Source organism: Methylobacterium sp. P3_A11, from assembly GCF_056403155.1.
This window is the reverse complement of sequence record NZ_JBFUGA010000078.1, coordinates 1-12,060: the sequence shown is the minus strand read 5'-3', so window position 1 is coordinate 12,060 and position 12,060 is coordinate 1. Positions and strand designations below refer to the sequence as shown.

11 protein-coding genes and 3 pseudogenes are annotated in these 12,060 nt (G+C 64.2%); 10 read left to right on the top strand and 4 right to left on the bottom strand.

Features of this window, described 5'->3' with window-relative positions; all coding sequences use genetic code 11:
• The first annotated feature begins 118 nt into the window (after nt 1-118).
• Nucleotides 119-832 (top strand): cache domain-containing protein, encoded by a 714-nt coding sequence (locus tag AC1DXK_RS21595; RefSeq protein WP_457106049.1) that lies wholly within the window; start codon nt 119-121, stop codon nt 830-832.
• 151 nt (nt 833-983) lie between these two features.
• Here AC1DXK_RS21595 and AC1DXK_RS21590 read toward each other — a convergent pair whose 3' ends face one another.
• Together AC1DXK_RS21590 and AC1DXK_RS21585 are read right to left on the bottom strand one after the other, a co-directional pair.
• Nucleotides 984-1,181 carry a hypothetical protein gene (locus AC1DXK_RS21590; RefSeq protein WP_457106048.1) on the bottom strand — a complete coding sequence of 66 codons (198 nt, stop codon included), beginning with the start codon at nt 1,179-1,181 and terminating at the stop codon, nt 984-986.
• A gap of 194 nt (nt 1,182-1,375) precedes the next feature.
• Nucleotides 1,376-1,897, bottom strand: a complete 522-nt coding sequence (locus AC1DXK_RS21585) for a hypothetical protein (RefSeq protein WP_457106047.1) — start codon at nt 1,895-1,897, stop codon at nt 1,376-1,378.
• Between the two features lie 518 nt (nt 1,898-2,415).
• Between AC1DXK_RS21585 and AC1DXK_RS21580 the strand changes: the two genes are divergently transcribed.
• From AC1DXK_RS21580 to AC1DXK_RS21570, 3 genes are all read left to right on the top strand, one after another.
• Nucleotides 2,416-3,057, top strand: a complete 642-nt coding sequence (locus AC1DXK_RS21580) for a DUF47 domain-containing protein (protein ID WP_457106046.1) — start codon at nt 2,416-2,418, stop codon at nt 3,055-3,057.
• A gap of 15 nt (nt 3,058-3,072) precedes the next feature.
• Nucleotides 3,073-4,062, top strand: coding sequence for an inorganic phosphate transporter (locus tag AC1DXK_RS21575; RefSeq protein WP_457106045.1), 990 nt, complete (start codon nt 3,073-3,075; stop codon nt 4,060-4,062).
• Between the two features lie 188 nt (nt 4,063-4,250).
• Nucleotides 4,251-5,327, top strand: coding sequence for a tartrate dehydrogenase (locus tag AC1DXK_RS21570; protein WP_457106044.1), 1,077 nt, complete (start codon nt 4,251-4,253; stop codon nt 5,325-5,327).
• A 121-nt stretch (nt 5,328-5,448) separates the two neighbouring features.
• Here the strand turns inward: AC1DXK_RS21570 and AC1DXK_RS21565 are convergent, their stop codons facing one another.
• A complete protein-coding gene (locus AC1DXK_RS21565) occupies nt 5,449-6,504 on the bottom strand; it encodes a serine endopeptidase (protein WP_457106043.1) in 1,056 nt (351 codons plus the stop codon).
• A 338-nt stretch (nt 6,505-6,842) separates the two neighbouring features.
• Here AC1DXK_RS21565 and AC1DXK_RS21560 point away from each other — a divergent pair.
• Nucleotides 6,843-7,097: pseudogene (locus AC1DXK_RS21560) on the top strand (IS630 family transposase); the annotation flags it as partial.
• 300 nt (nt 7,098-7,397) lie between these two features.
• Here AC1DXK_RS21560 and AC1DXK_RS21555 read toward each other — a convergent pair.
• Nucleotides 7,398-8,600, bottom strand: a complete 1,203-nt coding sequence (locus AC1DXK_RS21555; protein ID WP_477299016.1) for an acyltransferase family protein — start codon at nt 8,598-8,600, stop codon at nt 7,398-7,400.
• Between the two features lie 413 nt (nt 8,601-9,013).
• Between AC1DXK_RS21555 and AC1DXK_RS21550 the strand changes: the two are divergent.
• The 5 genes and pseudogenes from AC1DXK_RS21550 to AC1DXK_RS21530 form a co-directional block, all read left to right on the top strand.
• Nucleotides 9,014-9,361: pseudogene (locus tag AC1DXK_RS21550) on the top strand (transposase); the annotation flags it as partial.
• The gene (locus AC1DXK_RS21545) at nt 9,306-9,725 is read left to right on the top strand and encodes an IS3 family transposase (protein WP_457106118.1); all 420 of its coding nucleotides are present in this window, start codon (nt 9,306-9,308) and stop codon (nt 9,723-9,725) included. The pseudogene AC1DXK_RS21550 and the gene AC1DXK_RS21545, both read left to right, overlap by 56 nt.
• Complete coding sequence (locus AC1DXK_RS21540) at nt 9,653-10,120, top strand: DDE-type integrase/transposase/recombinase (protein ID WP_457106041.1); 468 nt, start codon at nt 9,653-9,655, stop codon at nt 10,118-10,120. Before AC1DXK_RS21545 ends, AC1DXK_RS21540 begins: the two co-directional genes overlap by 73 nt.
• Before the next feature lie 261 nt (nt 10,121-10,381).
• On the top strand, nt 10,382-11,308 hold the full coding sequence (locus AC1DXK_RS21535) for a helix-turn-helix domain-containing protein (protein WP_457106040.1): 927 nt from the start codon (nt 10,382-10,384) through the stop codon (nt 11,306-11,308).
• Between the two features lie 146 nt (nt 11,309-11,454).
• Nucleotides 11,455-12,060: pseudogene (locus tag AC1DXK_RS21530) on the top strand (integrase core domain-containing protein); the annotation flags it as partial.

The window sequence follows — 12,060 nt, the reverse complement described above, 5'->3', positions numbered from 1 at the left end:
CGGCACGCCGAATGACGCTGACGAACGCGTGAGACCTGTCTTGCGTCCTTGCCAAGGTGGCGAGACGAGTCTCTCATCACGCCGATTCGAAAGGATACACTGAATTCGGGAGGCCCGGATGGCCAGACATGCTTGGGTGCTTGCGGTCCTCCTGGGGCTCTGGATAGGACCGGTCGCACCGGCCCGGGCCTGTGGCGATGGCGAGGCGCCGGTCGCCTGCGACGACCCGAGCCCCAATAGATTTGCGTCCTGGATGCTCGGGCGCGTCGACCGGGCCTTGAAGGCCGACAGGACCCGGGCGCTTCAGGACTTCTCTGGCGGCACCCGCGGCTTCCGCACCGCCGACACCTACGTGTTCTGTATCGGTCCGGACGGCGTGATGAGCGCGCATCCCAACCCGATCCTGAACGGCCACGACGTGCGGGATCTGCACGATTCGACCGGCAACCACTTCATCCGCACGATGCTGACTACGGCCAAGTCCGGGCAGATCTCGGTGATCCGCTACCGGTTTCCCAAGCCCGGAAGCACTGTCGAAGAGCCCAAGACCACCTACTATACCAGGGCCGGCGACCAGATCTGCGCGGTCGGCGTGTACGATGCCGACGTCGCGGCGCCGGCAGGCGTGACGCCCGAGGGGCGCGTCGCCCTGCTCCGCCAGCGGCTCGACGGTCAGATCCCGAGCAGTGCCCGCGCGGATTGGACGGCCTTCCTGGAAGCGTTGAATGCGCAAGGTGACGAGAAGGCCACGGCGATCGCCAAGGCGCGGCGCGACCTGAAGGCGGCGGCGACCGCCCTGGATCAGGCTGGCACCGGAACGACCGCGCAGTAGACCGGTCAGCGACGCGGTCTTAGGTCCTCCCGACCGCGTCGCGCGCCGTCGTCGCGCAGGTCATCGGGATCGGTGCAACGGGCCGTGCTGTCAGGCTCCGCCCGGTCGATGCAAACGGCCGGTCCGCGTGCCCGCGCGCCGGTCAGGCGTCTCAGCGGAGGGTGTGGCTGCCGACAGTCGGTGTGGCCATCGTCGGCGAGGCGGACGCGTCGGCCTCGGCGGGAACGATCAGGTGGACGAACAACATCCCGGCGGCGACGATCAGCGCGAGCGCCACGATGCGCCACAACTCCAGGATCGGTCCCTGGGGCGGAGCCTTCTGGGACGTCGTGTTCGTCTCGCTCGGCATCGCTCTCGTTTCCCTGCCTCTTCTGAACTGGATCGGACACCCGGGCGGTGAACGCTTCGTAAAGGCCGCCACCGATCGCGGTCCCGGTCCGGTGCCGCGACGGTCGTGACGCGCGCAGAGGTCGGAATGATGGCGAGAGTGCGCAGGAATCGGATCCTCTCGGTCCACCGGCCGCGGATTGTGGGCCCGGTATCTCAAGCGGCGATCTCGGACACGATTTCGATCTCGCAGCTGTCGGCACGCAGGCGCCAATCGATCACATGCGCCCGCTCGCACAGCAAGGCCTTGGCCTTCCATTCGGCCGTGACCTCGGAGCGGGCGCGGACCAGGACCGTCCGCTGTCGGACGCGGTACTCGTGGCCGGCATCGTCCGCCACGGTCTTGTAGAAGGTGACGCGATAGGCGTGCATCGTGCGGTCTCCGTTTCGATGCGGGCGATCGTCGGCAAGCAGCACGTCCGCCGCCTTGATCTGGCGCAAGGCCTCCGCCGAAACGGGCCGCCGCGACCCCGGTGCGAAATCAGATGTCGATAGCCGAATAACCGCCGAGACTAAGCATTGATTGCCCTTGCTCAAATGGTCTAGCTTGATTCGCGGTCGTTCGCGGCCCTGATCGGCCCGCGGCGGGTCTCCAGAACGGGAGGACCTGATGTTCGAAAGCATCTTCTGGGGCGCGGCGCTCGTCGCGTTGATCGGGTCGGCTGCGCTGGTGGCCATCGGAGCGAGTCTCCAGCCGCGCCACGGCCGGCGGAACACGCTGGATCCGCGCCTGACGGACCCGCGCCGGACCTTCGGCCGAAAGCGGTTTCGGGGGCGAGCGCCACGGGCCATGAGGCGCCTCGGCCCGCTTCAGCTGCGGTGAGCGCCGCTGCACCGGGAACGTCCCGCTCCTGGTGCCGGTCCGCGTAATCGCTCCGGATCGTCGGCGCGCAGCGCTGGTCCGCGAGCTGCAGCCCAGGGACACGGCGAGATCGAAGCCAGCCAGGATGGCGCTGCGGCGCGGTCGACCGCGTGGAAGCGGGTCGCGATACGGCACGGCGACCGTGAGCCGGCGGATTTCGGCCGGCCCCGCGCCGCGACCGGGCCGGCCGGCTGATCAGGGCCGCCGGGCGGCAGGCTCTGAGCGGCGGCAGATTGTTCTTGGGGGGGCGGATCGGCTTGGCTCCTTCGTCCGTTGTGCCTGCCGGGCGGTCTCGCGCCCGGCGGTCACGCCAACCTCTCGATCCGGACACGACATGCTGGCTTGGTTCCGTGCGTTGATGCCGAGGGAGGACCGGTTCTTCGATCTCTTCGAGCGTCATGCCGCGACCCTCGTCGACGGCGCGGCCTCGCTCCGGGCTCTGCTCGACGGCACGGAAGCCGTGCCGGTGGCCTACGCCGCCCTCGCGGCCCAGGAGGATGCGGCGGACACGATCACCCGGGAGGCGCTCCTGGCGGTGCGGCGGACCTTCATCACGCCCTTCGACCGCGGCGACATCCAGGCCCTGGTCGGCTCCCTCGACGATGCCATCGACCAGATGCTCAAGACCGCCAAGGCGGTTCAGCTGTTCGAGGTGACCACCTTCGATCCGGCGATGCGCGAGATGGGGGCGGTCATTCAGGAGGCGGCGCAGGTCACTGCCGAGGCCCTGCCGAAGCTGCGGGCGCTCGGCGAGAACGCCACGGTGCTGAACGGCCTCACCGAGCGCGTCATCGAGCTGGAGGGCCGCGCCGACGACCTACACAACGACGGCCTCAAAGCCCTGTTCAAGGCGTCCGGGCGGGACCCGATGGCCTTCCTCGTGGGATCCGAACTCTACGGCCACCTGGAGAAGGTCATGGATCGGTTCGAGGATGTGGCGAATCAGATCAGCAGCATCGTCGTCGAACATGTCTGAGCCACAGGCCTCTCCGTGACGTTCCTCGTCGTCCTCATCGCCCTGGCGCTGGTCTTCGATTTCCTGAACGGGTTGCACGACGCCGCGAATTCCATCGCCACCATCGTGTCGACGCGGGTCCTGGCACCCCGCTACGCCGTGTTCTGGGCGGCCTTCTTCAACTTCGTGGCCTTCCTGGTGTTCGGGCTGCACGTCGCCGGGACGGTGGGCTCGGGCATCATCGACGTCGCTTCCGTCGACGACCGGGTGATCCTCGGAGCGCTCGGCGGTGCCATCACCTGGAACCTGATCACCTGGTATGCCGGTATTCCGTCATCGAGCTCTCACGCCCTGATCGGCGGCCTGCTCGGCGCCGGGATCGCCAAGGCCGGGTTGGGCGTGATCGTCTGGCCGGGTGTTCTGGCCACCAGCGCCGCCATCATCCTCTCCCCGGCTCTCGGCTTCGCCCTCGGCCTCGTGCTGATGCTGGCCGTCTCGTGGATCTTCGTCCGCTCGACGCCGCACGCCGTGGATCGGGTGTTCCGGGGCCTGCAATTCGTCTCGGCCTCGCTCTACTCGCTCGGCCATGGCGGCAACGACGCCCAGAAGACCATGGGGATCATCGCGGCCCTGCTCTACGCCCACGGCGAGAGCGGAGCCTTCCACGTGCCGCTCTGGGTGGTGCTGTCCTGCCAGACCGCCATGGCGCTGGGCACCCTGCTGGGCGGATGGCGCATCGTCCACACGATGGGCTCGAAGATCACCCGCCTGTCGCCCATGCAGGGTTTCTGTGCCGAGACCGGGGGCGCCATCACCCTGTTCGCCGCGACGGCGTTCGGGATCCCGGTCTCGACAACCCATACGATCACCGGTGCCATCGTCGGCGTCGGGGCGGCCCGCCGGGTGTCGGCCGTCCGCTGGAACGTGGCGCAGGGCATCGTGGTCGCATGGGTGATCACGATGCCGGCCGCGGCCCTCGTCGCGGCCCTGACCTATGCCGCCTCCGGCTTCATCCTGCCGTCCTAGGACCGGCGCCGGACCGCATCCCCGGACGGCCGGCGGCGTCCCGCCCGTCGCCGCCCGCGTGCAGGACGTTCCCGGCAGGGAAGCGGTGACCGCCCTCCCCCGCGCTCGCCGCCGATCCGCTCGCGCGTTCGAGCCTGCCGGCCCGGCCTGTGTGCGCTAGATGCTCCTCCGCAGGCACGGAGTTCTCCATGAAGACCTATACCATCGCGGCGATTCCGGCCGACGGCATCGGCGTCGAGGTCATCGCGGCCGGCATCGAGGCCCTCGACGCCCTCGCCGCCAAGGACGGGACGTTCCGGTTCCGGTTCGACCACTTCGACTGGGGGTCCGACTATTACAAGACGCATGGCGTGATGATGCCCGCCGACGGCCGCGACCGGATCCGCGACCATGACGCGATCTTCTTCGGCGCGGTGGGCGCGCCGGACGTGCCCGACCACATCAGCCTTTGGGGCCTGCGCCTCGCGATCTGTCAGCCCTTCGACCAGTACGCGAATGTCCGTCCGACCCGCATCCTGCCGGGCATCACCAGCCCCTTGCGTCACGTCTCGGGACCGGAACTCGACTGGGTGATCGTGCGGGAGAACTCGGAGGGCGAATATGCCGGCGTCGGCGGCCGGGTCCACCAGGGGCATCCGAACGAGGTCGCCACGGACGTCTCGATGATGACCCGCTCGGGCGTCGACCGGATCATCCGCTATGCATTCCGGCTGGCGCAGAGCAGGCCCCGTAAGCTCCTGACGGTGGTCACCAAGTCGAACGCCCAGCGCCACGCCATGGTGATGTGGGACGAGATCGCCGCCGAGGTCGCCCGGGACTTCCCCGACGTCACCTGGGACAAGATGCTGGTCGATGCCATGACGATGCGCATGGTCGTGAAGCCCGGCACCCTCGACACGATCGTGGCGACGAACCTCCACGCCGACATCCTGTCGGATCTCGCGGCGGCACTCGCGGGCTCCCTCGGCATCGCCCCCACGGCCAACATCAATCCGGAGCGCACCTTCCCGTCGATGTTCGAGCCGATCCACGGCTCGGCCTTCGACATTGCCGGCAAGGGCATCGCCAATCCGATCGCGACGTTCTGGACGGCGTGTCAGATGCTGGACCATCTCGGCGAGGCGCAGGCGGCCGCACGGCTGATGCGCGCGGTCGAGCGCGTCACCGCGGATCCGGGCCTGCACACCCCGGATCTGGGCGGCACGGCGACGACGCGACAGGTCACCGAGGCGGTCATCGCGGCGATCCGAGGCGACAACGCCTGAGGTGGCCGGCCTCGGGCGCGCCGCCGGGAGACCGCGAGCCCCGTCGACGGTTTGGCCGGAGGCGACGCCGATCCTTGGACGGACGCGCGCCGGCGCCTGCGGGCCGGAGGTGCCCCGGGCTTCAGGGGATCGCGCGCGCGAGGCCCGGGGTGGGGGTGCCGCAGGCCCGACAGAAGCGCTCGAAGGTGCTCTTGCGTTGCGCACAGGACGGGCAATGGGCGAAGATGCCGAGCCCGCAATGGGGGCAGAAGTTGGTGCTGGCGTCGTCGAGGGCGATCGGCCGTTCGCAGCCGGGGCAGGCCTTCTTGGCGAGCCGGGCCAGGGCTTGGTCGGTGGCGATCTCGGTGCGCCGTTCCGCGTCCGGACGGGACTCCACGGCGGCCTGCCGCGCGCGATAGGCGTGGAGCGCGCCGATCGCGGCACGACCGGCGACCAGCGTCGCGATCACGCCGACGCCGTACTGCACGTATCCGCCGTAGCTCGGCAGGTAGGGCACGAGTTCGACGAAGAACGCGAAGGCTGCCGCGAAGGCAAACCCCCAGACGAACGGCCAGTTGCGCGTGTGTCGCCGCTTGAGCAGGAGCCATCCGGCGAGCGCCAGCAGCGGCAGCGTCAGGCCGAGCCGATAGGCGAAGACGCGCAGCTCCTGACCGCGCTGGGCCGCATCGAGCCGTTCCTGGGCCGCGGTCCGCAGGGCGCCGTCCGCCTGGACCTGCGCGGATTCGCGCTCGGACAGGTCGAGCCCGGTCCGGGCCGAGGTGGCGAGTCGCTCCTCGATGGTGCGCTCGGCGGCTTTCAGGGCGTCGAGCTGCTGCGTCCGCGCGATCAGGCCGGGATCCTGGTCGACCCGCTGGGTGGCGTCCCGGGTCTTCAGCCAATTGGCGAAGGTTTCGCGCGCGCCCTCGGAGGCGGCCTGGGCTGCCTCGAGGGCGAGCTGATCCTGCTCGACCCGCCGGCGGTTGTCGTCCTGGTCGCGACGGATCTGTTTCAGGGCCTCTGCCGAGGTCCGTCCCTGGTCGGTGTCGAGGAATTGGTCGAGGGTGTAGCGCTGCTCGACCTGCGGCAGGTCGCCGACGACCAGGGATCCCAGCCCGATGAGGAACCACGCGAAGACCAGCGCGACGAGCCAGAGCGCCAGGGTGAACCAGCGTTCGGAGAGCCTAGAACCGGACCGCACGCGAATCGACCTCGCCGAAAACCGAAGCGGGCTCTTATACCAAACGGCGGTTAGGGCGACTGACGGGTTTACGCAGCGTCGACGGCGGTGATCTCCTGCGGTGGACCGGACGGGTTCGCCATGTCCGCTACCGTGCCGCTGCGTGAGGACTTTTGTGCTGATGCCCTGAGGCGGCTGGCCTGTACGAGTCGGTATGCGCGGTCAAGGCGCTGGGCTTTAACACGTTGTCGGCCCGCCCGTTCCGCCGTGAGCCGGATCCAGCTGCGCTGACGGTGTTCAATAACCTGCCAGCCGTCCGCGCAGGTCTGCCGCCGGTCACGGCGGTTAGACTCTGATGTCAGGACGAGGCCCGAAACGGTCAGACGAACACTCTGCCTCGACGTTGGGCGCGGCGCTGGACACGGTCCGCAGCGCCCAGAGACCAACGCACGGCCGACGCTTGCATAATTGGCTCGATCTGTCCCGAGAAGGGCCAGGGCGCCGGCCTCGTGCTGCCCCGTTGCGACAGCGAGGCGATGAGCCTGCATCCGGCCGAGATCAGCCGCGGCGTTGCCCCTCGGTCCCATGCAGTCCCGATCCTGGAGGATGCCGGCGCGACAACCGGCTCGGCGACCGGATCTTCGCCTCCCATGACGACATCATCGACGGCTGCTGCGACGCTTGGAATTGGCTGATCGCGTAGTCGTGGAAGATCATGTCTCTCGGCCTGCGGGACCCGGCCTATCGGCTATGATCAGCGCCGAATGGTATGAGGGATCACCCGGACTCCCACGCCTCACCGCGCAGGTGAAATCTCCGTCCGCGTCGCTGCGCTCGAACGACAACGCTCACAGGCAGTCCGGCATTCGGGGCTTAGCCCACGGCTTCAGGCAATCGCTAGGGAAATCCTCGATTCACGACGGATTTGAAATGGTGTGAAATTTCTTGTTGTGTATAGGCCATTTTTGGCTTGAATATTTAAGATGACTCCAATGCCTATTTTTGAATATCGCATCGCGTATCCGCGGCTCTAAATAAACTGCAAATGCGTATCCTAATACCATCACCAGAATGATCATGGCGAAGCAAGTGTACACATTATTACCAACCGTTTTATAGGCAAAGCCGAGCATCCATCCTCCAAAAATCTGATTTATCAAATAAATTGGATATGTCGCGAGGCCGATGCGCCGGACAAATTTCGTCAACCGGCTGTCGATTGTTGCGCGTCTTTCAAAGTATAAAGCCAAAGATACGAGCGCGACCGCAAGGATAAAGAACATGATCGGTATCAAGCTACTCTGACCGAATTCGTTGACCGCTTTAAGATCCAAGCAAGCTAAATGTATGTGGAACGCCGCAACAAAAATCGAGGTGAATAAAAGGAAGCAGCGCTGATTACTTTGACCCGTCGAATATATTTCGTAGCCAAATATCCCCGTTAGAAAGAAGGCGCCAGTGCTGAACATCAAGGGTCGAGAAATGTAAGTGTGTGAAAACTGCAACATCAATGCGCCAGCGCTGGAATTAGAGTCAAACAGCTGAAGGGCAATCAGGATTGTTCCAAATGATACGGCCGCCAACCAGGCGCGTGCGACAGCATAAATCATTCTTTGATTAGATATTAGCAAGAATAGTGCAATGAGAAAATAGAATACTATTTCAACGGTCAGCGTCCAGATGCTGCCATCGATCCAAGGACCTTTTGGAAATAGCGTGATCGACTTTAGAAAGCTAATAATAAGCGCTTGCGTCGACGTGCAATGCTCGAAAAACATCACGACGAAGTTGATCGTTGAAAAAAACAGCAGCGCAGGAAATAAGCGCTCTATTCGCGACGTCATAAAACTGGAAACCGATTTATTGACTGCTGAATAAACGATTACAAATCCAGATATGCAAAAGAAAATTTGGACTCCAAGCCAGCCAAACCAAGTCAAAGACACAAATTGGTGATAATTAGGGCCGCCCGATGTTAAGAATCCGATCCCACAATAGCTTGAAGGCTCATTCCAGCTGTAAAATAAGAAATGATAGACGACAACCATCATGGCAGCAAAAAATCTCGTTGCGTCAAGACTTATCAAGCTAGCCTTGGACGTCAAATTTTTGTCCATGATTGTTATCCAGGAACTCAGGGACGATACGCTGTCGGCTTGCCAAATTTGGGAAGGCGCATTGGTCCATATCCGGACCGATTTTTGTCACAAACTCATCAATTAGTTTTATTCTGCATGTCTGGCGGACGGTGACTACTTACTTGATGGCCTCGGGCGAGGTGCTGGGTCGGAACGAGCATCCAAGGGCTGAAATGGTGGCAGCGTTCCTGGCTTCATTTCGCCAGCGCCTCGCTGCGATCGAAGCTCGGGTCAAACGGGTAAACGGCCAAAGCCCAGAGAGCTGAAACGAAAAAGCCTGCGACCTGACCGGCTTTATGGCCTTCTGCCGATTTCACGGACACCTGGTTCAGGTGTGATGGTGAGGCCGGATGTGCGCCCTGCAGCGTTGCGAGTTCCGGCGTGAGTTCCAGATCGAGGGGGCTCGACGGGTTCGCGAACGCGGTGTCAGTGTCGCGCAGGCGGCGCGCAATCTCGACGGTCACGAGACGATGCTGCACCGGTGGGTAAAGCAGGCGGCGGTCGATCCGCGGCACGCCTTTTCCCGTCCAGGGCCGGATGAAACTCCGAGGCGATCGAGATCGACCGGCTGCGCAACGAGATCGCCCGGCTGAAGGCCCAGCGCGATATCCTGAAAAAGGCTGCCGCCTGCTGTGCAAGGGAAGCGATATGAAGTCCGCCTTCATCGCGCAGTAGGCGCGGCACATGGCCAGTGCGTCTCATGTGCCGCGTGCTCGGAGTCTCTCCCAGCGGCCTCTACGGTTGGCGGTCGCGGCCCGAGAGCGCCCGCTCGGCCTCCAGCTTCTGGGCGACGCCCGGCGCATCCATACCGCCCACCCTCGGCGCTACGGTGCCCCGCGCGTGCAGGCCTCGCTGCGGGCCGAGGACCGGTCTGTCAGCCGTGGGCGGGTAGAGCGTCTCATGTGTCGGCATGGCATTCGTGCCCTGGCGGGTCATCGGTTCCGGCCCTGCACGACCGACAGCTGTCATGATCTCCCGATCGCGCCGAGCCTCTTGAGGCAGGACGTCTCCGCGGCGGAGCCGAACACGGTTTGGCTCGCCGAACCGAAGGACCACGGAGCGACATCACCTGCCTGCCGACCAGCGAGGACTGGCTCTACCTAGCCGCCGTCCTCGATCTGGTCACGCGCAAGATCGTCGATTGGTCGATGCGCGCTCATATGCGGGCCGAGTTGAGCGGCGCTGCGCCGATGAGGGCCGCCCAGCGGCCGCGACCGGCCGCCGGGCTCATCTGTCCCTCGGATCGCGCCTGCCCGTACGCGGCCGAGGCTTATCGCAGGCAGCTCGCCAGCATGAGGGCAAAGCCATCCATGAGCCGCACGGCATGCGGCTACGATAAAGCATGGAGGGCTCCTTCCACACCTTCAAGGTCGCGTTCGTCCATCACCGGCGTCGGGCCACCGGGGCTGCGGCGCTGCGCGATCTGTTCGCTCACATTGAGGGCTACTACAAGCGGCAGCGTATCCACTCGACCTCGGCCTATCTCACGCCCGGTCTAGTTCGAGAACCGAGCCCATTTGGCTTAAGATGGTGCCAACCAAACCGGCAGCAGGCCATTCCGGCTACCCTTGGTCGCCACCATGCCGTAGCCACTCGATCGGCTCGGTTCAAAATGCCGGTCAGGTCGCTCCCGGGCGCTTAACGCGTTCAACGCCTCAGCCCACAAGAGTATGACAAATCCTCGAATCCAGCGGAAGATCCGCCCGCATCAGACATACCTTAGTCGGGCCTCGACCGAGAGTTTCGGCCTTTATCACGATATGATCCAGTCGAGCGGAGCGACAACATCTCTCCTGGGTGATACATTCGAAGCCACCATCGCCGCTCATCATTTCGGCCGCCTGACTCTGTTCGATCGCCAGATCATCGGCGCTAACCACAGAAGAGACCCCGCCCAGATCCGGCGTGACGGTTTCGAGCACTACTATCTCCAAGTCTTGCGATCCGGTCGAATGGTCAGTGGTCTGAGCGGCGAGGAGCGCCGTCTTGTCCCAGGGGACGCAGTTCTCTTTGATGCGACCCAGCCGATGATGTCGATGGTAGAGAATGCGGACTATGTCACTGTGATCCTAGCCCGCGATTTAGTCGATGTTGTAGCACCGAACGCGCGCCACCTGCACGGACGCGTCCTTCCGAAGAGTGAAATAGGCTCGATTGGCAAAACTGTACTTTATCTGATCCGCTACGCAACGAGTTTTCCTCAGGCGTTAACCGCCGGGAGCAGTCAAGTCATCGCTGGCATGCTCGGTCAAATTCAGGGAATATCTCACTCCGCCCTCAGTGACGCAGCCGGTGAAAGCGACGTCGAATTAGGCCGTCGCCTAAGTGCGGAAATATTTATCGAAGACAATCTTGGAAGAAATCTTAGCGTCGACTTCGTTGCCCGCAGTATTGGCGTTTCACGGGCTTCGTTGTATCGTGCGATGGCTGACGTCGGCGGCGTCGAGACGGTGGTCACGCGTCGCCGTGCTGCTCGCCTGCGATCGCTGATCCTTCAGCCTGGGCTAAAGACATCCATTACCCGTTTTGCGGAAACGGTCGGTTTCGCCAGTCTGAGCCACGGATCCCGTGTGTTCAAACAAATGTACGGGCAGTCGCCGGATCAACTTCGAGCTGACGCTAGCTCAGCGGCTCAAGCCTTGCAGCCCGGGCGGATGCGGGATTGGTACAGTGCTATGAACGATTGAGCCATCAGGAAGAGGATAGAGCCGTATCTGGCCTAATTGACGTCCCCCCGTCGCTTTGGCCCAGCTTGAGTGCGGGTTTTCCGGTTTTGTGAGCCCCTGTCGGGAGGAGCGGAGCCGTAAAGAAGAGCAGGTTCACCGAAGAGCAAATCGCCTTCGCACTGAAGCAGGCCGAGACCGGGGCGCCGGTTGGGGGAGATGCTACGTCGGAGGGGCATCTCCGAGCTGACATTCTACCGCTGGACGAAGCTCTACGGCGGGCTSGGCACGGGCGAGTTGCGCCGGCTGAAGCAGCTTGAAGAGCAGAACCGCAGGCTTGTGCAACTGGTGGTCGAAGGTTCAGGAAACGTACGGGGTGAGCGAGCGGCGCAGCTGCGCCGCGCTCGGCGTCGGCCGGTCGGGCGTCCGCTACCGCTCGACCACACCCGATCAGGCACCGCTGCGGATGCGTATCTGCGATCTGGCCAAGAGACGGGCTGGGCAAGAGCCAGGTGCGCTACGGGTATTTCCGGATCTGTAGTCTGCTGCGCTGGGCGGCATGGCGTGTCAATCACAAGAGGGTCTTCCACCTCTGCAAGCAAGCCGACCAACAACCCGCTGGTCGCGTCGTTCAATGGCCGACTGCGTGACGTGTGCCTGAACGCGAACTGGATCTTGTCGTCGGCCGATGCTTGGAGCAGGATCGAGGCGTGGCGGCGCCCGTACAACGAGAGCCGTCCTCACACAGCCCTGGGGTGGTTGACGCCTCAGGAATT

Excerpts from the sequence above, each read along its gene's own strand:
- AC1DXK_RS21585 (WP_457106047.1), bottom strand. The coding sequence starts at position 1,897 with ATGGCCACCAGCGCAGCCGACCCGATCAACGCGACGAGCGCCGCGCCC.
- AC1DXK_RS21590 (WP_457106048.1), bottom strand. The coding sequence starts at position 1,181 with ATGCCGAGCGAGACGAACACGACGTCCCAGAAGGCTCCGCCCCAGGGA.
- AC1DXK_RS21535 (WP_457106040.1), top strand. The coding sequence starts at position 10,382 with ATGATCCAGTCGAGCGGAGCGACAACATCTCTCCTGGGTGATACATTC.
- AC1DXK_RS21570 (WP_457106044.1), top strand. The coding sequence starts at position 4,251 with ATGAAGACCTATACCATCGCGGCGATTCCGGCCGACGGCATCGGCGTC.
- AC1DXK_RS21545 (WP_457106118.1), top strand. The coding sequence starts at position 9,306 with ATGGCCAGTGCGTCTCATGTGCCGCGTGCTCGGAGTCTCTCCCAGCGG.
- AC1DXK_RS21555 (WP_477299016.1), bottom strand. The coding sequence starts at position 8,600 with ATGGACAAAAATTTGACGTCCAAGGCTAGCTTGATAAGTCTTGACGCA.
- AC1DXK_RS21595 (WP_457106049.1), top strand. The coding sequence starts at position 119 with ATGGCCAGACATGCTTGGGTGCTTGCGGTCCTCCTGGGGCTCTGGATA.
- AC1DXK_RS21580 (WP_457106046.1), top strand. The coding sequence starts at position 2,416 with ATGCTGGCTTGGTTCCGTGCGTTGATGCCGAGGGAGGACCGGTTCTTC.